Annotated in this window: 18 protein-coding genes; 12 read left to right on the top strand and 6 right to left on the bottom strand. The window is 56.3% G+C overall.

Annotated elements, in window-relative coordinates; genetic code table 11:
• Positions 1–175 precede the first annotated feature (175 nt).
• Together QZ377_RS10385 and QZ377_RS10380 are read left to right on the top strand one after the other, a co-directional pair.
• Positions 176–1,282, top strand: a complete 1,107-nt coding sequence (locus QZ377_RS10385) for an AI-2E family transporter (protein ID WP_291441079.1) — start codon at positions 176–178, stop codon at positions 1,280–1,282.
• Positions 1,283–1,291: 9 nt separating this feature from the next.
• Complete coding sequence (locus QZ377_RS10380; RefSeq protein ID WP_291441078.1) at positions 1,292–2,260, top strand: D-alanyl-D-alanine carboxypeptidase family protein; 969 nt, start codon at positions 1,292–1,294, stop codon at positions 2,258–2,260.
• A 264-nt stretch (positions 2,261–2,524) separates the two neighbouring features.
• Here QZ377_RS10380 and QZ377_RS10375 read toward each other — a convergent pair whose 3' ends face one another.
• Positions 2,525–3,790 (bottom strand): O-acetylhomoserine aminocarboxypropyltransferase/cysteine synthase family protein, encoded by a 1,266-nt coding sequence (locus QZ377_RS10375; protein ID WP_291441077.1) that lies wholly within the window; start codon positions 3,788–3,790, stop codon positions 2,525–2,527.
• Positions 3,791–4,333: 543 nt separating this feature from the next.
• Between QZ377_RS10375 and QZ377_RS10370 the strand changes: the two genes are divergently transcribed.
• From QZ377_RS10370 to QZ377_RS10360, 3 genes are all read left to right on the top strand, one after another.
• Entirely contained in the window at positions 4,334–5,281 is a 948-nt protein-coding gene (locus QZ377_RS10370; RefSeq protein ID WP_291441076.1) for a hydrogenase small subunit, read from the top strand.
• Positions 5,282–5,292: 11 nt separating this feature from the next.
• Positions 5,293–6,969, top strand: a complete 1,677-nt coding sequence (locus QZ377_RS10365) for a nickel-dependent hydrogenase large subunit (protein ID WP_291441075.1) — start codon at positions 5,293–5,295, stop codon at positions 6,967–6,969.
• Between the two features lie 80 nt (positions 6,970–7,049).
• Positions 7,050–7,535, top strand: coding sequence for a HyaD/HybD family hydrogenase maturation endopeptidase (locus QZ377_RS10360; protein ID WP_291441074.1), 486 nt, complete (start codon positions 7,050–7,052; stop codon positions 7,533–7,535).
• A 512-nt stretch (positions 7,536–8,047) separates the two neighbouring features.
• On the opposite strand, the gene QZ377_RS10355 is transcribed toward QZ377_RS10360, so the two are convergent.
• From QZ377_RS10355 to QZ377_RS10340, 4 genes are all read right to left on the bottom strand, one after another.
• On the bottom strand, positions 8,048–8,482 hold the full coding sequence (locus tag QZ377_RS10355) for a DUF523 domain-containing protein (RefSeq protein WP_291441083.1): 435 nt from the start codon (positions 8,480–8,482) through the stop codon (positions 8,048–8,050).
• A 5-nt stretch (positions 8,483–8,487) separates the two neighbouring features.
• The gene (locus QZ377_RS10350; RefSeq protein ID WP_012624667.1) at positions 8,488–8,712 is read right to left on the bottom strand and encodes a hypothetical protein; all 225 of its coding nucleotides are present in this window, start codon (positions 8,710–8,712) and stop codon (positions 8,488–8,490) included.
• Between the two features lie 78 nt (positions 8,713–8,790).
• Positions 8,791–8,955, bottom strand: coding sequence for a bacteriocin-type signal sequence (locus QZ377_RS10345; RefSeq protein ID WP_291441073.1), 165 nt, complete (start codon positions 8,953–8,955; stop codon positions 8,791–8,793).
• Between the two features lie 17 nt (positions 8,956–8,972).
• Complete coding sequence (locus tag QZ377_RS10340; protein WP_291441072.1) at positions 8,973–10,415, bottom strand: putative sulfate exporter family transporter; 1,443 nt, start codon at positions 10,413–10,415, stop codon at positions 8,973–8,975.
• 895 nt (positions 10,416–11,310) lie between these two features.
• On the opposite strand from QZ377_RS10340, the gene nikA reads away from it, so the two are divergent.
• The 5 genes from nikA (at position 11,311) to QZ377_RS10315 (ending at position 17,812) form a co-directional block, all read left to right on the top strand.
• The gene (gene nikA, locus QZ377_RS10335; protein ID WP_291441071.1) at positions 11,311–12,945 is read left to right on the top strand and encodes a nickel ABC transporter substrate-binding protein; all 1,635 of its coding nucleotides are present in this window, start codon (positions 11,311–11,313) and stop codon (positions 12,943–12,945) included.
• Positions 12,946–13,095: 150 nt separating this feature from the next.
• The gene (gene nikB, locus QZ377_RS10330; protein ID WP_291441070.1) at positions 13,096–14,034 is read left to right on the top strand and encodes a nickel ABC transporter permease subunit NikB; all 939 of its coding nucleotides are present in this window, start codon (positions 13,096–13,098) and stop codon (positions 14,032–14,034) included.
• A complete protein-coding gene (nikC, locus tag QZ377_RS10325; protein ID WP_291441069.1) occupies positions 14,031–14,843 on the top strand; it encodes a nickel ABC transporter permease subunit NikC in 813 nt (270 codons plus the stop codon). Before nikB ends, nikC begins: the two co-directional genes overlap by 4 nt.
• 1 nt (position 14,844) lies before the next feature.
• A complete protein-coding gene (locus tag QZ377_RS10320) occupies positions 14,845–16,479 on the top strand; it encodes an ABC transporter ATP-binding protein (RefSeq protein WP_291441068.1) in 1,635 nt (544 codons plus the stop codon).
• A 424-nt stretch (positions 16,480–16,903) separates the two neighbouring features.
• Complete coding sequence (locus tag QZ377_RS10315; RefSeq protein ID WP_291441067.1) at positions 16,904–17,812, top strand: flagellin; 909 nt, start codon at positions 16,904–16,906, stop codon at positions 17,810–17,812.
• Between the two features lie 172 nt (positions 17,813–17,984).
• Here the strand turns inward: QZ377_RS10315 and rnc are convergent, their stop codons facing one another.
• Positions 17,985–18,716, bottom strand: a complete 732-nt coding sequence (gene rnc, locus QZ377_RS10310; RefSeq protein WP_291441066.1) for a ribonuclease III — start codon at positions 18,714–18,716, stop codon at positions 17,985–17,987.
• A gap of 101 nt (positions 18,717–18,817) precedes the next feature.
• Between rnc and QZ377_RS10305 the strand changes: the two genes are divergently transcribed.
• On the top strand, positions 18,818–19,159 hold the full coding sequence (locus tag QZ377_RS10305; RefSeq protein WP_291441065.1) for a hypothetical protein: 342 nt from the start codon (positions 18,818–18,820) through the stop codon (positions 19,157–19,159).
• A gap of 409 nt (positions 19,160–19,568) precedes the next feature.
• Positions 19,569–20,906: TIGR03960 family B12-binding radical SAM protein (locus QZ377_RS10300; protein WP_291441064.1), on the top strand; the 1,338-nt coding region annotated here is incomplete at its 3' end.

The following is a 20,906-nucleotide window of genomic DNA, read 5'->3' as shown; positions in this document are numbered from 1 at the left end:
TTTTTTTCACACTGCGCCGTAAGGCTTGGCAGACCAAGCATATATTTGCTAGTCTGGCTGCGCCCAGCCATTTGGCAGCCACGGGCTATCGTACAGGCATAGCCCGCGCCGTGGGTTCTATCCGCCACATCAACCGCATCCAGAATTTTGGGGCACGCAACCCAAGGCTTACCGCATGACACAAACAATGCCCCGCTTGCTCTACCTGCTGGCCGTACTGGCCTGGTATCTGCTGCTACTGCCCAATCCCGTCACAATCTTTATGGCGGCCTGCCTGTCTTGCCTCACGCTGCCGCAATACCGCAAACTGAGGCAGAAAGCCCGGGCCTGGCGAATCCGTATTGAACGCAGCCGGCCGGATTCACGCAAGCGCCGCCTTCTTCTTTCTTTTGTCAATTCCTCGCCGCTTTACGGGTACATCACCATGCTGGTAGCGGCCCTTATCGTCCCCATTGCCGTGCTGGTTCTTCTGGTATCGCCGCAGGCAGCAGCCGGTTTTACGCGACTGCGCGAACTGCAGGCCAATAACTTTCAGTTGCCCGCTGAGTGGGTTAACTATATTCAGCAATGGAGACAGAGCCTTACAGAGCATCCGCGCCTTGAGCGCGCGTTTGATGACCTTCTCGCGCGGCTGGACAGTTTTTTTGATACTGCCATGGGGCTGCTGCTGTCGCGCGGCGTAGATTTTCTCGGGGGTACCATGACGGTGCTCTGGACCAGCTTTCTCTTTGTAAGCCTGACAGTGATATTTACCATCTATTCCCGCCGCGTGCGCAAGATCACGGGCAGGATCTTCCACATTTCCCAGCCCATGCTGCGGCGCTTCATCACGGCCATACACCGGGCGCTGCGCGGCATCATGCTGGGCATTGTTCTGGTGGCGCTGGCCCAGGGCTTTTTGTGCGGTATCGCCTTTGCGGTGGCGGGCGTCAACCAGCCTGCCTTCTGGGGCTTGCTGGCGACCCTGGTAGCCCCTATCCCCATGGTGGGTACGGCTCTTGTGTGGCTGCCCCTGTGCATCTCGCTCTGGTTTACCGGCAAAAGTATGGCTGCCATAGGGTTGGGGCTGTGGGGAATGCTGGCCGTAGCGGGAGTGGACAACGTACTGCGTCCTCTTTTTCTGCGGCAGGGCATCAAAGCCCCTTTCTTTGTGCTGATTATTGCCATCCTCTGTGGACTTTCCAGCTTTGGCCCGGTGGGGCTTATTGCCGGTCCCGTGCTGCTGGCCTTTGCCATGCAGGCAGTGGAGGAAGCAAACCGTATTTACAAGTACAATGCCTAAAAAAGTATAATGGTTAAAAAAGATTCTCACGCCACGCTTACGGTAGAGGAAGAGCCTTGCCGCCCCAGGGACTACCGCGAACAACGCCGTACGGAAAACAGAAACGCGCCTGCGCGGTCGTACCATGCCTACGCCCACCACGGCGTAATGCCGTGGGCAACCGCACGTCTGGCAGTCTGTTTTTTATGGCTCTGCCTGATTGCCATATGCGCCGTTTCCGGCAGTGCTCAGGCAGCCATGCCCGTGCGCTCCGCCATTCTCATTAATATGGACACCGGCAAAGTTCTTTATGCCAAGAATCCGGATATGGCCATTCCCCCAGCTTCACTCACCAAGGTCATGACCATGTATCTGGCCATGGACCAGATTCGCGCGGGCAAGCTCAAACCAGGTGAAAAAATCAGGATCACGCCACAGGTCGCTGCTGTAGGCGGATCATCCATGCATTTACGGGCTGGCGAACGCGTTGCGCTGTCACAGTTGCTTACGGGCATGGCCGTGGTTTCCGGCAACGATGCAGCCACAGCGGTGGCCCGCCGGGTTGGCGGCAACGACCGCCAGTTTGTGCGCAACATGAACCAGAAGGCCAAGGCCCTGGGCATGAACCGCACCACATTCAAAAACCCCACCGGGCTACCGGCCGCCGGGCAAAAAACCACAGCCAGAGACATGGCGCGAATGACGAGAGCCTACCTGCGCTCACACCCGTCTGCCCTGCGTTACCACGGAGTGCAACTGCTCACCTACCGGGACAGAAAAACGCGCAATACCAATGGACTGCTGGGTACGGTTGCAGGCGTCAATGGCTTGAAGACAGGCTGGACCGTGGCCTCGGGCTACAACCTTATTGTGACGGGGCAACGGGGTAAAACCCGCATGCTGGCCGTGGTTATGGGCGGCACCAGCAGGGTCGGGCGCGACAATGCCGCACGCAGACTCATTGAAGCCGGATTCCGCCACCCAGCATCGCCCCAATAAGTACAGCAAATGTTTTCTGCCAGAAAAAATCGCTGATGCCAGCCATGAACGGATGGATTTTTAATATCTGTCTGTATCGAAGGTAGGGAACAGGCATCTTTGGCCCAAAAACACGCGACCGTGATAATAATCTTGTAAAAGCTCAAGTATAACATATTGTTGCACAAAAAATCAGGTAAAAACAGTTTTCGAAAAGTTCATAAAAAAGACGGCGGGAATTCCCGCCGTCTTTTTTATGGCTCATACCGTTTATGGCAACAACGACTATGCCTGCTTGAGGGCCTGATCCAGATCCGCAATAATGTCATCCACATGCTCAAGCCCCACGGACAAACGCACCGTGCCCGGATTTATGCCCGCCTCGCGCAATTGCTCGTCGGTCAACTGCCGATGGGTGGAGCTTGCCGGGTGCAATACGCAGGTGCGAATGTCAGCTACGTGCACTTCAAGTGAAACCATTGCAAGACTGTCGATAAAGCGCGCTCCGGCGTCACGCCCGCCACTGAGCGAAAAGGAAATCACGCCGCTGCACCCGTCGGGCAGGTATTTATCGGCCAGAGCCTTGTTGGCGTTGCCCGGCAGACGGGGATAGCTGACAGACTCGACCTTGGGATGATTCGCAAGGTAGGCGGCCACAGTTTCAGCATTGCGGCAATGTCGCTCCATGCGCAGCGGCAGGGTTTCAAGCCCCTGGTTGATATAGAAGGCTCCCTGTGGGCTTTGGCAGCAACCCATGTCACGCATGAGCTGTACACGGGCCTTGACGATATAGGCTGCACGGCCAAAGGCTTCGGTATAGATCAGCCCGTGATAGGAAGGATCCGGCTCGGTGAATTCGGGAAACTTTCCGCCAGTCCAATCAAAATTTCCGCTGTCCACAATAACGCCGCCCATTTGCAGGGCATGGCCGTCCATATACTTTGTTGTGGAGTGCACGACCACATCCGCCCCGTATTCAAAGGGACGGCACAGCACGGGGGTCGCAAAGGTGCTGTCCACCATCAGCGGCAGGCCATGCCTGTGCGCCAGTTCGGCAAAACGCTCTATATCCAGCACATCCATGGACGGGTTGGTCAAAACCTCTCCGAACACCGCTTTCGTATTGGGCCTGAAGGCTTTTTCAAGCTCTTCGTCCGAAGCGGTCTGATCCACAAACGTCACTTCAATGCCGAGCTTTTTCAGGGTCACGGCAAAGAGGTTGAATGTACCCCCATAAATACTGGAAGCGCTGACGATATGGTCGCCGCTGCGCGCCACATTAAGCAGGGCAAGCAGATTGGCCGCCTGACCGGAGGATGTGCAAAGGGCGCCCACGCCGCCTTCAAGGGCCGCGATCTTGCGCTCTACCGCATCCACTGTGGGATTGCCAAGGCGGGTATAAAAAAATCCCGCATCCTCGAGGTCAAAAAGTCTGGCCACAGCTGCGGTGGATTCATACCTGAATGTGGTACTCTGGGCGATAGGCACAACACGCGGTTCACCGTTTTTAGGCTCATACCCGGCGTGCAGACAAAGAGATTCCGTTTTCATGCCATCCTCAATGCGGTGAAATTTAAAGATCATGACGGCCATACATTCGCGCCGCGAGGCACGAAAATAACGCAAGCGCATCCAGGTGGCAACCTGACGCGCAAGCGCCTATTTCATACCTTGGCCCGCATGACATGCCCCGCATGGCAACCCTGATAGCCGCCCGGGCAAAGTTTTTAATAAATCTTTTCTCAAGCCGCCGCCCACAGGGCGGGCCTGCCCCGTAAACGCCAGCAAAAAATCACGAACCTATTGACCGTTTGTAGCTTACTGTATATAATTTTTCGCAAATGACGGCCAGCTGGCCGTGCGGAAACATGAGGGGCATGACCGCCGCACACGCCAAAGCCAGCAGCCTTTTCGCATCATACCAGTTCCTGAATTATGCACAGACAGCGCCACAGGGCGCACGGCTGCAAGGCCGGACGTCGCTATACCGTTGTCTTCTACACGGACGGCGTGACTTTTTCGCGCCGCACAGCAGGCCCCAGTGGCAGGGGGACTGCGCCGCAGATGTTCATTCACTCTTGCCAGGAGGCTATTATGCGTATTGCCGTGGGTCTGGGCAAAGAAGGCGGAGAAGAGCGTTTGGAGCGCCAGGGCATCAGCCGCCGCGATTTCATGAAATTTTGTACAGCGGTGGCCGTGGCCATGGGCATGGGTCCGGCGTTTGCTTCCGATGTGGCTGCCGCCCTCACCGGGCGTCGTCCTTCGGTAGTTTATCTGCACGCCGCCGAGTGCACGGGCTGTTCCGAAGCGCTGTTGCGCACCTATCAGCCCTTCATTGACACCCTTATTCTTGACACCATTTCTCTTGACTATCATGAAACCATCATGGCCGCCGCCGGTGAAGCCGCCGAAGAAGCACTTCAGGCCGCCGTCAATGGCCCTGACGGTTTCATCTGCCTTGTCGAAGGCGCTATCCCCACGGGCATGGACAACAAGTACGGCTATATTGCCGGACACACCATGTACGACATCTGCAAAAACATCCTGCCCAAGGCCAAGGCTGTTGTCAGCATCGGCACCTGTGCCTGTTACGGCGGCATCCAGGCGGCCAAGCCCAATCCCACCGACGCCAAGGGCATCAATGACTGCTATGCGGAGCTTGGCGTCAAGGCCATCAACGTGCCTGGCTGCCCGCCCAACCCTCTGAATATGGTCGGCACTCTTGTGGCTTTTCTCAAGGGCCAGAAAATCGAGCTGGACGAAGTGGGCCGCCCCGTTATGTTCTTTGGACAGAGCGTGCATGACCTTTGCGAACGCCGTAAACATTTCGACGCCGGTGAATTTGCGCCTTCCTTCAACTCTGAAGAAGCGCGCAAGGGCTGGTGCCTCTACGATGTCGGCTGTAAAGGACCCGAGACCTACAACAACTGTCCCAAGGTTCTTTTCAACGAGACCAACTGGCCGGTGGCTGCCGGGCATCCCTGCATAGGTTGCAGTGAGCCCAATTTCTGGGACGATATGACGCCGTTCTACCAGAACTAGGGGGATAAAAAATGAGCCAAGTCACTAAAACGCCCCAGAGCAACTACACCGGTCCCATTGTGGTGGATCCGCTGACCCGCATCGAAGGCCATCTGCGTATTGAAGTGGAAGTTGAAGGCGGCATGATCAAAGAGGCCCGCAGCTGCGCCACCCTCTTCCGTGGTATTGAAACCATTCTTAAAGGCCGCGACCCCCGCGATGCGCAACACTTCACCCAGCGCACCTGTGGCGTCTGCACCTATACCCACGCCCTGGCCTCCACACGCAGCCTTGAAGACGCCATCAACAAGCCCATTCCGGCCAACGCCACTTATATCCGCAACCTGGTTCTGGGCAACCAGTTCATGCACGACCACCTGGTCCACTTCTACCATCTCCACGCACTGGACTTTGTGGACGTTACGAGCGCCCTTCTGGCTGACCCCGCAAAGGCAGCCAAACTGGCGAACTCCATTTCGCCCCGCAAGGCGACGACTGAAGAGTTTGCCGCCGTACAGGCAAAACTGAAAACCTTTGTGGCAAGCGGGCAGCTCGGTCCCTTCACCAACGCCTACTTCCTGGGCGGACACGAAGGGTACTATATGGATCCCGAAGCCAACCTTGTATGCACTGCCCACTACCTGCAGGCCCTGCGCGCCCAGGTGGAAGTGGCCAAGGGCATGGCCGTTTTCGGCGCCAAGAACCCGCACACCCAGTTTACCGTTGCCGGTGGCGTAACCTGCTATGAAGCCCTGACGCCCGAACGCATCAAGCAGTTCCGTGAGCTTTACGTCAAGGCCCGTGCCTTTATTGAAGAAGTCTACATTCCTGACCTTCTGCTGGTAGCCAGTTACTACAAGGATTGGGGCAAGATCGGCGGAACCAACAACTTCATGGCTTTTGGCGAATTTCCCGCTCCCGGCGGCGAGCGCGACCTCAACAGCCGCTGGTACAAGCCCGGCGTTATCTATGACCGCAAGGTGGGTTCCGTACAGCCCTTTGATCCCAACAAGATTGAAGAGCACGTGCGTCATAGCTGGTACGAGGGCAAGGCCCGCGCTCCCTTTGAAGGCGAAACCAATCCGCACTTTACCTTCATGGGTGACACGGACAAGTATTCGTGGAACAAGGCTCCGCGTTACGATGGACACGCCGTGGAAACCGGCCCCCTTGCCCAGATGCTGGTGGCCTACGGGCATAACCACAAAACCATCAAGCCCACCATTGACGCCGTGCTCGGCAAGCTGAACCTCGGCCCCGAAGCTCTGTTCTCTACCTTGGGCCGTACTGCCGCCCGCGGCATCCAGACGCTGGTCATTGCCCAGCAGATGGAAAACTGGCTTAACGAATACGAGAACAACATCGTCAAAGACAAACAGATCGTTGAAGACTACGCCGTGCCGACTTCCGCACGCGGGGTCGGTTTTGCCGACGTTTCACGTGGCGGCCTCTCGCACTGGATGACCATTGAAGACGGCAAGATCGACAACTTCCAGCTTGTGGTTCCCACCACCTGGAACCTGGGACCCCGGGACGACAAGGGAGTGCCCAGCGCGGCCGAAACCGCCCTGGTCGGCACGCCTGTGGCCGATCCCAAGCGCCCGGTAGAAATCCTGCGCACCATTCACTCCTTTGACCCCTGCATCGCCTGTTCTGTGCACGTCATTGATGGTGAAAGCAACGAAGTGCATGACTACAAGGTTCTGTAGTCTGCCGTAGCCGGAATAGATGAGGGCGGGGGGATTTGCCCCCGCCCTTTTTTTCACCTTTCAAGAAAGCGAGCAGGCACATGAGCAAAGAAAAAGTGCTTATCCTGGGTGTGGGCAATATTCTGCTGACCGATGAAGGCTTTGGGGTACGGGCGGTGGAATACCTTGAGTCACAGTACCGTTGGCCTGAAAATGTGACTCTTATGGATGGCGGCACGCAAGGGCTGATGCTCATGAGCATACTTATGGATTGTGATTTTCTGGTGGTCCTGGATGTGGTACTGGGCCGCGAAGCTCCCGGATCCATATATTTGCTGGAAGGGGAAAAGTTGCGGCAAAGCCTGAGCTTCAGAGACTCAATGCACCAGACCGACCTTGTAGACACGCTTGTAACCTGTGAACTGGCCGGTCACCGGCCACGAGCGCTGGTTTTCGGCATGCAGCCATATGACTACAAAACCATGCAGGTTGGGCTGACTCCAGAGGCAGAAGCCAAGCTGCCGGAATTTTGCACAAAAGTGGTGACCGAGCTTGTCCACCACGGCATTCACGCCGAAAAAATCTGACCTCTGGAACGTGTTTATATCCTTGAGACATGCTTCAAGATTGTTACAGCCTGCCTACCACTGCGCTTGCTAACGCAAATAACCAGCAGAGCTGTCTTCACTCCGCAGCCGGCCGGACAAAAGCTGAACATCCTGGTCGGCCACTGCAAAACAGCTTCGCAGTAAATCCCCTCCCATCTTTCAATGCAAATATCCCGTAATAGCGTATTGGGCTGTTACGGGATATTTGCATTGGTGTCACAACAGGGACTTTTCGCACTGCAAACATTGTCGAAACTGTCGGGACCCGCCAAGATCGTTTTTTATTTGAAAAAATATGCAGTAGTGGAATAGTGGTGCATACAACACGGCATGAGCATTTCGCCTGCGTCATGGGCGCTGTTGAAAGCACACGGCCTGCAAATCCAGACAGTTCCAACATTTCGGCTTCAAGCAAAGTATTCGTCAATGTTCCGCAGAGGGTGCGGATGCAAGCAGAATATGATCCATCTCCGCTCCAAGACCGCCCTGCTTCATTCGTCCCTGGGTAACCGTTCTTCGGTAAACAGGGTGATCCCGGCCCGTCTCAGCTCGTCAGCCCACAGTCCGTTCCCTTCACGCAACGTTCCGGTAAACGTGCCGTCATATATCTGACCACAGCCACACGAAGGTGAGCGGCTTTTAAGGATAGCGGCGTTACAGCCGTTCTGTCGGGCCAGAGCTGTGGCCGCCTGCGCGCCGTGCAGAAAAGCCGCGGTCACATCTTCCCCATTTTTGTTTACCACCCGCGACCCCAGCAATTCGCAGGCAAGCCGGGGTGTTGGCAGCCCGCCGAGACACTCCGGGCAAGCTGCCACAGCCCGGCCCTCTTCCATCAGCCGCATGACTGCGGAACAAGGCGTGGCGCGTCCGTCATAACGGCAGGCAATGCCCGCCAGACAGGCGCTGACGACGTAGCGAAGGCGCATCATGCCTATTTTTCTTCAGGCAGCAGCGCGGCTTCCCACATTTCCTGATAATAAACGCAGGTGCCGGGGTTCCAGGCGGTAGCCGTGGCGTGATCGTAGCTTTCGGTAATAGGCCAGTCAGTATGCGGAGCCAGGGCTTCTTCAAATGAGGCCGCTTCTACTACAGCCTCATATTCAAGGTTAAGCGTATAATTAGGCCCTTTCATAAAGCGCAGATGATAGCGCGGCATGGCAAATCCTTTCAACGCGAACACCGGGAAGGGGGTTCCCCTTCCCGGTGTGTTTAGTCAATTACACAATGGCGGTGCCTAGTGTGTGGTCATCACAAACTTGCTGACAAGGAAGAGCACTATCAGCAGGAAGAGGCCAAGCCCCACGCCACCTTTAATGAGCTTCATTTCAACGGGGTCCAGGGGTTCATACTCCATCTTCTCAATTTCTTCATGGAGTTTTACTTCATTAGACTTTTCCATATCTTACTCCGAATATGCTAGCCGCCGATAACAGGCGGGGTCATGCCGTGGAAGAAGGCGTAGGAAATGAACAGGCCCACCCAGATGATGAAGCCGAACAGGCACACCACGTACACAACGGCCAGACGACCGATGCCTTCTTCGCGCAGTTTGCGGAAGTTGGACACCACACCGATGGTGAAGAAGGTCATGAGGAAGAACAGTACACGGAACCCGTTAATGGTGCCGGACAGGCTCTTGCCGAGCTTGTGCAGTTCGGGCGAGGACAGGCACATGAACAGCAGGATCAGGAAGGTGCCGATGTAGCCCAGCACGAAGCGGGGGAAGCGGTCCATAACGTCGCCCCAGGTCATGGTGCGCTCGCCACGGGTTTTGTCAAACTTGGCGGTCCAGACGTAAGCGAGCACCAGAGCCCACACGCCGATGAACACGTCAATGAAGATCTTGACGGTAGTGGTAACCATCACGATCCAGCCCGGCTCCCAGTTGATGCCCTGACCGGCCATTTTGGCCAGAATGAGGGATTCGGTGATGGCACCGCTGGCGATGGCGCCGCCGTCAGACTTAACGGCAAGACCCATCCAGGCACCGGCCACCAGGGGCTCGGTGGAAAGGAACTGCTGAGCCACAAAAGGCAGGATCAGCATTTCGATGCAGGTAAACACCACGACCAGCGAAGACACCATGATCGGCACCACAGGCCGGGCGCGGATGGCGCCGCCGGTGGCAATGGCCGCGGAGACGCCGCAGATGGAGATACCGGAAGCAAGAGGAGCAGCCCATTCCTTGTTGAACTTGAAATGCTTACGGGCAACGTAGTAAACAACGCACCAGTAGAGCAGGTAAGCTTCAACGATGGCGCAAAGACCGCGGAAAATGATGTGACCGGCAAAACCGGCGGCATCAGCGGCTTTCACGCCCAGTTCGGCGCCCATGATAACAATGGCGATCTTAACGAAAAGCTCGGGCCGGCAGGCTTCACGCAGGCTTTCGGCAAACTTGGGGGTAATGTTGCCCACAAGAATACCGACAACCAGAGCCACGATAAGACCAGCTTCAGTGCTGAGACCCAAAGCCCACGGAATGCCCTGTTTGGCAAGCTGCGTGGGGTTGGCCGCGATGTAGGCGTTGGCCCCGGCCGTGTAGCAGGCGATGGCCATGAAGAAGATGATGGTGAAGCCACGAATGAAGCTGGACACATTGCCTTTGATAAGCTTGATGCCCACAGCCAGCAGGGTGGTGATGACCACGTAGCTGACCAGCAGCGAACCCCAGCCGGGGAGCCACTTCCAAGTTGCGGCCTTCCAGGCGGTAAGCGGGTTATCAACCCACATGCCAACGCGCACGACCCAGCCCATCATATCCAGGCCGATCATTTTGCCGAGCGCTAAAACGAAGACAAGGCAGCCGATAAGCAGGGCAACTTTGTCTTCGTTAAATGCTGCCTTTGGTGATGCCATACCCATAGTCCTCCATGCGAATAATGCAAGTAATCACAAACACACCTCCCCCACCGGCACCTATTGCCCTTGGCGACCTTGTACAAACGAGCACATGGCGCACAAAAAGACAAAATTTGCCGCAGTGTCCGGCTGGGGAAACCACGCCAAAAATGGTGCCGTCTTACAGAAAAACCAGCGGCACCACCTGAGAACATACCTTTATGAGCTAGATTGTCAAGCATTAGTTCAAAGTTTAACAACCTGTAAATACCCTCTGTTCTTGATGGGTTAAGCAGTATTTTATCCACTGTATAAAGCAAAAACAATCACTCTGTGGAAAGTATTTATACGATACTCCGAACCGTATTTATAATAAAAGACAAAAAAACCCTTCTCATGGTTTTAATATACATGAATACGGCTGAGCGTTACCTTACATTGCTGTCCATGTTCATCAAAAAATCATTTAAATCAAACAAAAATATACATAGAAATATCTTGCCTAAAAATGTCAAAAAAATGCACCACTGGCCGCTAAAGTACATTTTTACGCCACTGCCGGGCGCAGCCTTGTGCTTTATAACACCAACAGGCGCACCGGCACAGCGGCAAGCATCTGCGTGGCCGATTCTTACCTTAGTGCAATAAAGCACCTACCCAAAAAAAAATTTCCGCCGAGTCCGAAGCGTTTTTTCATAAAAGCAGACAGCCCCAGACTGATTGCGGCTCCATTCACCTCTTCACTCACCTCTTTACCTAAAAGAAACAGCACGGGGGGCAACAGCCCTGAGCATCGTTTCCAGCGGGGCGGCAAACCATGTGCGATGTGTGTCACGTTTTTTTAAAAGTTGACACAAAAATAACATGCCGATACTATCCCTAAAATCCTCAAAACCCCATACAGGACAAGAAGATGAACAGAATTTTCAAGGCGTTTCCTCTATTGTTCCGCCATGCCTGCGGCGGCTTTCTGACCCTGTTTTTCCTTCTATTTTCACTCTCACCCGCAGCCGCAGCCAATGGCTGGGACAAGGACACGCTGGTGTACGCCTGGAGCAGCAATGTGGGGCCTCTTAATCCGCATGCCTACGGCGCCAACAAAATGTTCGCCCAGGCCCTTATATATGAGCCGCTGGTGCAGTATGCCGAAGGCGGCAAGATCATCCCCTGGCTGGCAGAAAGCTGGACAATCTCACCCGATGGCAAGGTCTATACTTTCAACCTGCGCAAGGATGTAAAATTTTCAGACGGCACCCCTTTCACGGCCGATGCTGTGGTAAAAAACTTCGATGCCGTCCACATGAACATCAAGCGTCATGACTGGCTGGCCACGGCGGACCTTATCGACTCGTACAAGGCCGTCGGCCCTCACACCTTTGAACTGATACTCAAACAGCCGTATGCTGCTGCGCTTCAGGAACTGAGCCTGGTGCGTCCCCTGCGCTTTCTCTCTCCCGCGGCCATGCCTGAAGACGGCAATACCGCCCAGAGCATAAAAGCGCCGGTGGGTACTGGCCCCTGGGTTCTGGCCGAAACCCGCAAAGGCGAATTTGACCGCTTTGTGCGCAATGATAATTACTGGGGTGAAAAGCCGCGGATGCGCCAGCTTGTGGTCAAGGTGATTCCTGATGCAGAAACCCGGGCTGTCGCGCTTGAAAGCGGTGAAGTAGACCTTATAGCCACCGCCATTGCCGACCACGGCTCGGCCGGAGTAAATCCGGATGCCTACGCCGCCCTGTCCAAGGATCCGGCCTACGCCACCCGCGAGTCTTCGCCGCGCAATACCCGTCTGCTGGCCATGAATACCGCCCTGTTCCCCACCAATGAGCTTGCTGTGCGTCAAGCCATTGTGCGCGCTATTGACCGCCCTGCCATAATAAAGGGCGTGTTGCTTGATCAGGAGGCCCCGGCCGAAGAACTGCTGGCTAAAGATATCCCCTTCTGTGATGTTGCGCTGAAGCCTTATCCCCATTCTCTTGAAGAAGCCGCCGCCATTCTGGACAAAGCTGGCTGGAAGCTCAAATCCGGCGAAAAGTTCCGTACCCGAGACGGCAAAACCCTGCGTCTTGAACTCAAATTCATTGCCAATGAGAGCATCATGCGCTCCATTGCCGAAGTGGTGCAGAGCAACCTGGCCCGCATTGGCGTGGATGTTAAGCTGATGGGCGAAGAGCCTAATGCGTTTGGCGCGTCACAGACCGATGGCGCATTCAACATGATATTTTGCGAATCCAACGGTGCGCCCTATGATCCGTTCTCATACGTTGCGGCCATGCGCGTGGCCGGACATGCGGACTACCAGGCCCAGCGCGGGCTGCCGCAGAAAAAAGAACTGGATGCGACTATTACAAAAGCTCTTGCCACTACGGACACCAAGGAGCTTCAGAGCCTGTTCACCAGCATTCTGACCATGCTGCATGACGAAGCCGTGTACGTTCCCGTAAGCCGCACGGTCGACAAGGCACTGTTTAAAAAGAAAAATCTCAAGGATTTCACTTTCAGTCCTGTTTCGTATGAGCTGCCTCTGGCGCGGATTTCAAGGCCCTAGGTAAATACCAGCACGGCGATCTCCCGGGATTGTCACTGTACTCTGTTGCCCATGCCGTGGTATGCCTCGCGCGCTCCACGGCATGGGCAAAGTGCGACATGGCGGCAAGGCTCTGTCGCCCATACCTGCAACCTCAACGCGGACCCGTTCATGATACGCTTTTTGTGCCGCCGCCTTCTTATTCTGCTCCCTCTGCTGCTGGGAGTTTCTGTTTTTGTTTTTGCCGTCCTGCGCCACGGTAAAACAGATCCGGCAATGGCATATCTGCGTTTATCCGGTCTGCCGCCCACGGAAAGCCTGCTGGCGACCACCCGCGAAAGCCTGGGCCTGAACCAGCCGCTCTGGAAGCAGTATCTGGACTGGCTGGCCTCCGCCCTGCAGGGCGATCTGGGTCTGTCCTACGTTACAGGCAATCCGGCGCTCAACGAGATTTTGTACTATCTGCCCGCTACCATCGAACTGACCATGTGGGCCATGGCAGCAACCATTTTCATCAGCGTTCCTCTGGGCATCGCGGCCGCCCTGTACAAAGACCGTTGGCCGGATCACCTCACCCGTATTTTCGCGTTCAGCGCCGTATCCATGCCATCGTTCTGGCTGGGCTTTCTGCTGGTGCTCCTTTTTTCGCGCCATCTGGACATTCTGCCTGCCATGGGCCGAGGCGGCCCGGAATTTCTGATTTTGCCCGTGTTCACTCTTTCTTTCATGTCCATGGGCATCAACATACGCCTTGTGCGTGCCAGCATGCTGGAACACATGCACAGCCGCAGTGTCATGTATGCCCGCTCAAGAGGCTTGAAAAAATGGCGCATCATCGGCCAGCATGTGTTGCGCAATGCCTTTATTCCCGTCCTGACATCCATGAGCATGCATTTCGGCGAACTGCTCGGCGGCGCAGTGATTGTTGAAAACATTTTCAACTGGCCCGGCGTTGGCCGGTATGTGGTTTCTGCCATATACAATCACGACTACCCCGTAATCCAGACGTTTACGTTGGTAACCACCCTTATTTTTGTACTTGTCAATCTGCTTACAGACGTGCTTTACGCGCGGATCGATCCGCGCATCCGCCTTGGAGAAGGACGATGAACAAAAAAACGCTCGTAGCCCTTCTCATTTTGCTGCCGCTGATGGCCTGCGCCATGCTTGGCTCCTGGCTGGCACCTCACGATCCCGAAGCTGTGAATCTGGCAAAAAAATTTCTGCCGCCCGGTGCGGACCATCTGCTGGGTACGGACCACCTGGGGCGCGATATTCTCTCCCGCCTCATAGTGGGGGCCCGCTACTCCCTGTCCACAGTGCTGTACATTATCGCCTGTATCGTAGCGGCAAGCCTCGCCCTTGGCTCCATGGCAGGCTATCTCGGCGGCAGGGTAGATTCTGCCATCATGCGCGTCTGCGATGCCATGATGACCTTTCCAACCATTGTCTTGGCGCTTTTTCTTATCGGCATTCTCGGGGCCGGGCTGACAAACCTTGTCATCGCCATCGCCATAACCCATGTGGCGTGGTACACACGGCTTGTGCGCAGCCATGTGCTGAGCCTGAAAAGCCGGGGGCATATCCTGGCAGCGCAGGCCATGGGTCTGAGCCGCACACGCATTGTCATTCGCCACTTTCTGCCCGCAATCATCGTGCAGGTTCTGGTGCTTGCAACCCTGGATGTGGGACATATGCTTCTGCATGTGGCCGGGCTTTCTTTTTTGGGCCTGGGCATACAGCCCCCCACCCCGGAGTGGGGACTCATGATCTCCGAAGCCCGCAACTACATACGCTCGCAGCCCATGCTTATGTTCTACCCCGGCCTGATGATCTTCATGGCTACTGCCGCCTGCAACCTTATGGGCGACGCCTTGCGGGACCGCCTGGACCCAGCCTTGCGCGCCGCGGGGGCCTGATATGGAATATGTGACAAAACCGGCCTGCCCGCCAGCCGCTCCATGCATTCTTGAGGTTCGCGACCTTTGCCTGAAAGCTGCCGAACCAGAAACACCGAGGCTTGTGGACCATATTTCCCTGAGCATTCACGCGGGGGAAACACTGGCTCTCATGGGGTCCAGCGGATCGGGCAAATCCCTCACCGCCATGGCGGTCATGGGCCTGCTGCCCCCCGGTGTGCAGCAGGAAAAAGGAAATATCCGCATTGCCGGGGGTGCTCCCGCGCTGATCATGCAAAACCCCGGCGACTGCTTCGATCACCTTTTCACTGTGCGGCATACTTTTTGCGAAACGTTCAGAGACACCGGCTGCGTGCCGCGCAGGCGCGAAGAGGCCGCCATGCGGCGGCGCTTGCGTGAAGTGGGCTTTGCCAACCCAGAATCCATACTGCCCCGGCATCCTTTTGAACTGAGCGGCGGCATGCTCCACCGCGTTATGATAGCTCTGGCGCTGGCCCGTAAAAGCCCGCTGATTATTGCAGATGAACCTATCTCGAGCCTTGACCTGCCAGGCAAGGCGCGCATTCTTCGCCTGCTGAAAAGCCTGCAAGCCCGCCACAGCTTTGCACTACTCTATATTGATCATGACCTCACCACCGCCGCCTGCATGGCCGACAGCATCGCAGTCATGCAGGGCGGGCGCATTGTGGAGCGGGGATCGGCCCGAGAGCTGTTGCGCCGTCCGGGGCATGCCCATACCAAAGAACTGCTGCACGCCTTTCATACATCCAGAATTTGTCCCCCTGTCGAAAAGCAGACTACAGCAGCGCCCCCCGAAACAAAACATGCTGATCCCCACCGGGCGGTACTGCTGGAATGCCGTAATCTGAAAAAAAGTTATGGTGCATGCCGCTGGCGGCGTCAGCCCGGCCAGGAGGTTTTGCGGGATGTAAGCCTGCGCCTGCACCGTGGGGAAAGTCTTGCTGTCATGGGCCGCAACGGCGCGGGCAAGAGTACGCTTTTTCGTCTGCTGCTGGGGCTGGAAAAGCCTGACGAAGGCAATGTCCTGATTATGGGCAAAGACATCGGCGCGCCGGAAGCCCGCAAAAATAACTGGCGCAGGCATGTACAAACGGTCTTTCAGGATTCGCGCGGCGCGGTGAACCCGCGTATGACGATCGGGGAGATCATTGAAGAACCGCTCTTGGCCCACGGGCTGGCGTCAGCGGCAGACCGCAAAAAACGTGTGGCGGAGCTGCTTTCACTGGTGGAGCTGCCCCAGTCCAGCGCACGCAGATACCCGGGGCAGTTGAGCGGTGGACAGTTGCAGCGAGTCTGCATCGCCCGTGCTCTGGCCCCCAAGCCGGACATTCTGCTTCTTGATGAAGCACTGACTGACCTGGATGCCGTAGTGCGCGCGCAATTGCAGGACCTGCTGGAAAGCCTGAAACGCAGCCTGGGCTTGTCACTGCTTTATGTGTCGCACGATATGGGTTCTGTTTTTCGCCTCTGCGACCGGGTGGTCGTTCTGGATGAAGGCTGTCTGGTAGACGAATTTCGTCCTGATCAGCATCTTGATGCGGGCAGGCACGAATCTTTTGAACATCTGCTGCGCGCCGCCGCTGAACTGGCAGCAGGCCATCAGCAAGCGGTATGACTATCGGGTAAACATCAAAATGCCGGCTCCGACAGGCGCCCTGCCCGTACCGGCATGATCGCAACCAGCCCTGTTCTTTTGATGACATGCTGCGCAGACCAGGGCGCTCTGTGGGCAGCCTGCCGTCCTGATAAAATATCCTTTTAAAGAATGGCCCGGCAGCCCCCTGCTCCATCCTTAACAGCTTCCTCGCGGAAGCTTTTTTCATTCACGGCTGCAACCAGCCGGTTTCACTGCCCGCAAATTTTTCCTTCAGCAGCCCGCAGACAATGCCCTGCGCGTCAAAATTTTCGCACCAAGGGGGAGGAAAAAAATTCCCACACCCACAATTCATTCATAACATACTTAAATTAAAAAATAATTTTTTTTGGCACATGGATTGCAAAGCCGTGGATACAGCTTAGTAACCACCAGGAGGTGTCCCATGTCTTTGGTTATTAACCACAACCTGATGGCCGCAAACACGGCCAGAAATTTGAATGCTCACTACTCACAGTTGAGCAAGTCGGTACAGCGCCTTTCTACAGGCCTGCGCGTCAACAGCGCGGCGGACGACGCCGCTGGCCTGGCAATCCGCGAACTGCAAAGGGCCGACATCGCGACCCTGCAACAGGGCGCGCGTAACGCCAACGACGCCATATCCATGATTCAGACCGCTGACGGCGCTCTGGGCGTTATTGACGAAAAGCTCACCCGCATGAAAGAGCTGGCGGAACAGGCCGCTACCGGCACCTATGATTCCACCCAGCGCCTCATGATCGAGTCCGAATATCAGGCTATGGCTTCGGAAATCACCCGTATTGCCAATGCCACGGACTTTAACGGCATTCACCTGCTCAACGGTTCCCTGTCCAGCGACACGCACGATGGCAGCGGCATGACCTCTACGGGCAAGCTCAAGGTCCACTTCGGCACAGGCAACGACTCCGCCGAAGACTATTACTACATCAAAATCGGCAACAGCACGGCCTCTGCCCTTGGCGTAGGCAACCAGGCTATTGACGATGCGACAGGCGAGCTGCGTGACGGCGGAACCGTTTCTACCCAGCAGGCCGCGCAGCGCGCCCTGGACGCCATCACCAACGCCATTATTTCCAAAGACAAGATACGCGCTCACCTGGGCGCCATGCAAAACCGCCTGGAAAACACCATTACCAACCTGAATATTCAGGCGGAAAATCTGCAGGCAGCCGAATCGCGCATTTCCGACGTGGACGTAGCCACAGAAATGACGCAGTTTGTGCGCAACCAGATTCTGAGCCAGTCTGCGGTAGCCATGCTCTCGCAGGCCAACTCGCTGCCCCAGATGGCCATGCAGCTTATCGGCGGCTAGGTCATCTTATAATAGGCTGTGGCAGACCAAAGATGGGAGGTCCGGGGGCCGTGCCCCCGGACCAGCCAAAGTTGCGTCATCCCCGCCCCATACAGCCACTTCACACCAAAAGAGCTGCCCCGCAGCCCTCTGGTCGCAACGTTTTTTCGTTGCCCGGCGGCGCTTGCGGATGTTATTCTGTGTGTCCGAGGGTTTCCAGAGCAATACGGGCCGCCTGCTGTTCGGCTTTTTTGCAACTGCTGCCGCTGGCCGAAAATTCGCTGCCGTCGGGCAGTCGCAAGGCGACTTCAAAAACCTTTGAATGCTCGGGACCATGGCTGCCCACGCGCGTATATAGGGGCGCTTGCCCAAAGCGTTGCTGCGAGGCCTCCTGCAATCGGGTCTTGTAATCTTTGGAGGCCTTGCCGTCCCCGGCCCGGTTGGGCCACTGCCCGGCGAATATGCGGCCTACGGCCTCTTGTGCCGCGGCAAAGCCACCGTCTTCGTAAATGGCCGCCAATACGGCCTCAAGAGCGTCGCTCAATACCGCGTCGCGCTTTCTTCCTCCCTGACTTTCCTCGCCCCGCCCCAACTTCAAAAGCCCGTCGAGACCCATCTCACGCGCTCTTTCCGCAAGGCTTACGGCGCTGACAAGGCCGGAGCGCATCTTGGTCAACTCCCCTTCGCGAGCGGAGGGAAAGCGCCGGTAGAGCTCCCACGAGACGCAAAGCTCCAGAACGGCGTCTCCAAGAAATTCCTGCCGCTCGTTGTGTTCCTGCCCCGGCCCGCACTCATTGGCCCATGAACTGTGGGTAAGGGCCAGTACCAGCAGATCTTTGCGAATAAAGCCATGCCCAAGCTGCTTTTTCACAAGCTCAAGCGCCCTGGACGAAGTGTATTCTGATGAAGCGTCAAAATTATGCATGGCGGTATTTTAGTCTTTTCGGCAGCCAAGGCAACAGAAAATGCCTTGACATGCGCTGCTTCAATGCCTACCTACAAGCCATTAACATTCAGGAGCAAAGCATGGCTTACGATATTCGTTTGATGAAGCTGGTAACGGGTGAACTGGTCATTGGCAAGTATGATGCCGAAAAAGACTGCCTTAATGACGTGGCCGCCATCCAGAGCATACCCACCCAGCAGGGCGTGCAGATGATGATGCTGCCCTATGGCTATCCCTTTGAGCCCGAATTTGACGGCAGCCTGGAAGGAAAAAATTTCCTCTACCGCTACGCCAACACCCCAAAGGAACTTCAGGACAAGTACATCGAAGCCTGCACCAACCTTACCGTGGCTGGCGGGCTTGGCAAAATGCAGTTCAGCTCCGAGCCGTTCAGCGGCTCCGGCAGCGGCCTTATAAAATAAGTCCTGTTTCCTGTTCAGTTTTTTTCAAGGGCGGCCCCATGTGCCGCCCTTTTCATACCCTGCTTTTACTTTCATGCCTGAGCGGCCTATCATTGGCACATGACGCCGTTGAGAATATGTATTTTCAACATTGCCCAAACGCCCACGGCGGCGTTTAGCCGTGCGGATACACTGCGCCTGCCCCTTCATGGCGAATGTCTGCCCGCGCACAGCCGCCAGGACAATTGGAAAGCAGCGCTGCTCTGAAAATGCGGCGGCTCCATTTGCGGGACGACCGAAGATTCCCGGACGGCAAGGCTGACAGAAAAGCAATGCCGCCGTTTTTTATTGCGCTGCGCCAAAAGCTGTCGCGCACCCAGCGAACCCGTACAGACATATATCTGTTGCAAAACTTTCAATGAGGAAGTCTATGCGTTCCCTTTTGCCCCTTTTGCCGAAGCCCAGCCGCTATGCGGGTATTGAAGACAATGCCTGTCGCAAGGACCCCAGCCAGGTGCGCCTGCGTGTAGCTCTGGCCTTTCCCGACACCTATGATGTCGGCATGTCCTATCTGGGGCAAAAAATTCTGTACAATATCGTCAACAGACGCCCCCAATGGTGGGCTGAAAGGGTCATGGCCCCCGAACGCGAAGCCGCAGAAATCCTGCGCGCGCACAATACGCCGCTGGCAACGCTGGAGTCAGACACGCCCCTGGCGCAGATCCACTGCCTGAGTTTTTCCATAACGCACGAACTTTGCTATACAAACGTGCTTTATATGCTTGATCTGGCGGGCATTCCCCTACGCACAGCCGACCGGCCGCAGGATCTGACGTCCTGTCCCCTGATTATTGCCGGAGGCGGAGCCCTGCTCAGCGCCGAACCTTTGACGCCCTTCATTGACATCATGGTTCTTGGCGATGGCGAAGAAAGCCTGCCCGATGTGCTACAGTTGCTCGAAAAAGCCCTGGACGAAGGCTGGCCCCGTGAACGGATGCTCCTTGAGGCACGCCATATACCCGGCATTTATGTGCCTTCGCTTTTTGCCGCTCGCCCGGAAGCCCCTTCTGCGCCCCCCGTTCCTCTGATAGCGGACTATACCCGCCCGGCGCGCCGTATCGTGGCAGACATCAATAATACCCCCTATCCCGCAAGACAGGTCGTTCCCGTAGGGGCCGTGCACAACAGGCTGTCGCTGGAAATCGCGCGCGGGTGTACCCGTGGCTGTCGATTCTGCCATGCAGGAATGGTGTACCGTCCCGTTCGGGAACGCTCACTTGAAACCATCCAGACGCTGCTGGACCAGTGCCTGAGTGAAACGGGTTTTGACGAAATTTCCTTTCTTTCTCTCAGCACCGGAGATTTTTCCGCGCTGAAGACCCTGTGCTTTGGCGTACTTGACCGCTGCGCCCGCGAGCAGATTGGCCTTTCCCTGCCATCATTGCGCGTAGGCTCCATTGATGACGAAATCATCGAACGGATGGCCGACCTGCGCCGCACCGGCTGCACCCTTGCTCCGGAGGCAGGCAGCCAGCGGCTGCGTGACGTCATCAACAAAGGCATAACCGAAGAAGAGCTGCTGCTGCACGCCCAGAAGCTGCTTGAGCACGGCTGGCGGCAGGTAAAGCTCTACTTTATGATCGGCCTGCCCACAGAAACAGACGATGACCTTTCCGCCATCACCGAAACCTGCCTCAAGGTGCGCGATGCTGCCGGGCGTGGCGGCCCGCGCCTTCAGGTTACGGCGGCTCTTTCACCTTTCGTGCCC

This window comes from Desulfovibrio sp., assembly GCF_019424165.1.
GTDB lineage: Bacteria > Desulfobacterota > Desulfovibrionia > Desulfovibrionales > Desulfovibrionaceae > Desulfovibrio.
This window is presented reverse-complemented; position numbering and strand designations above follow the sequence as displayed.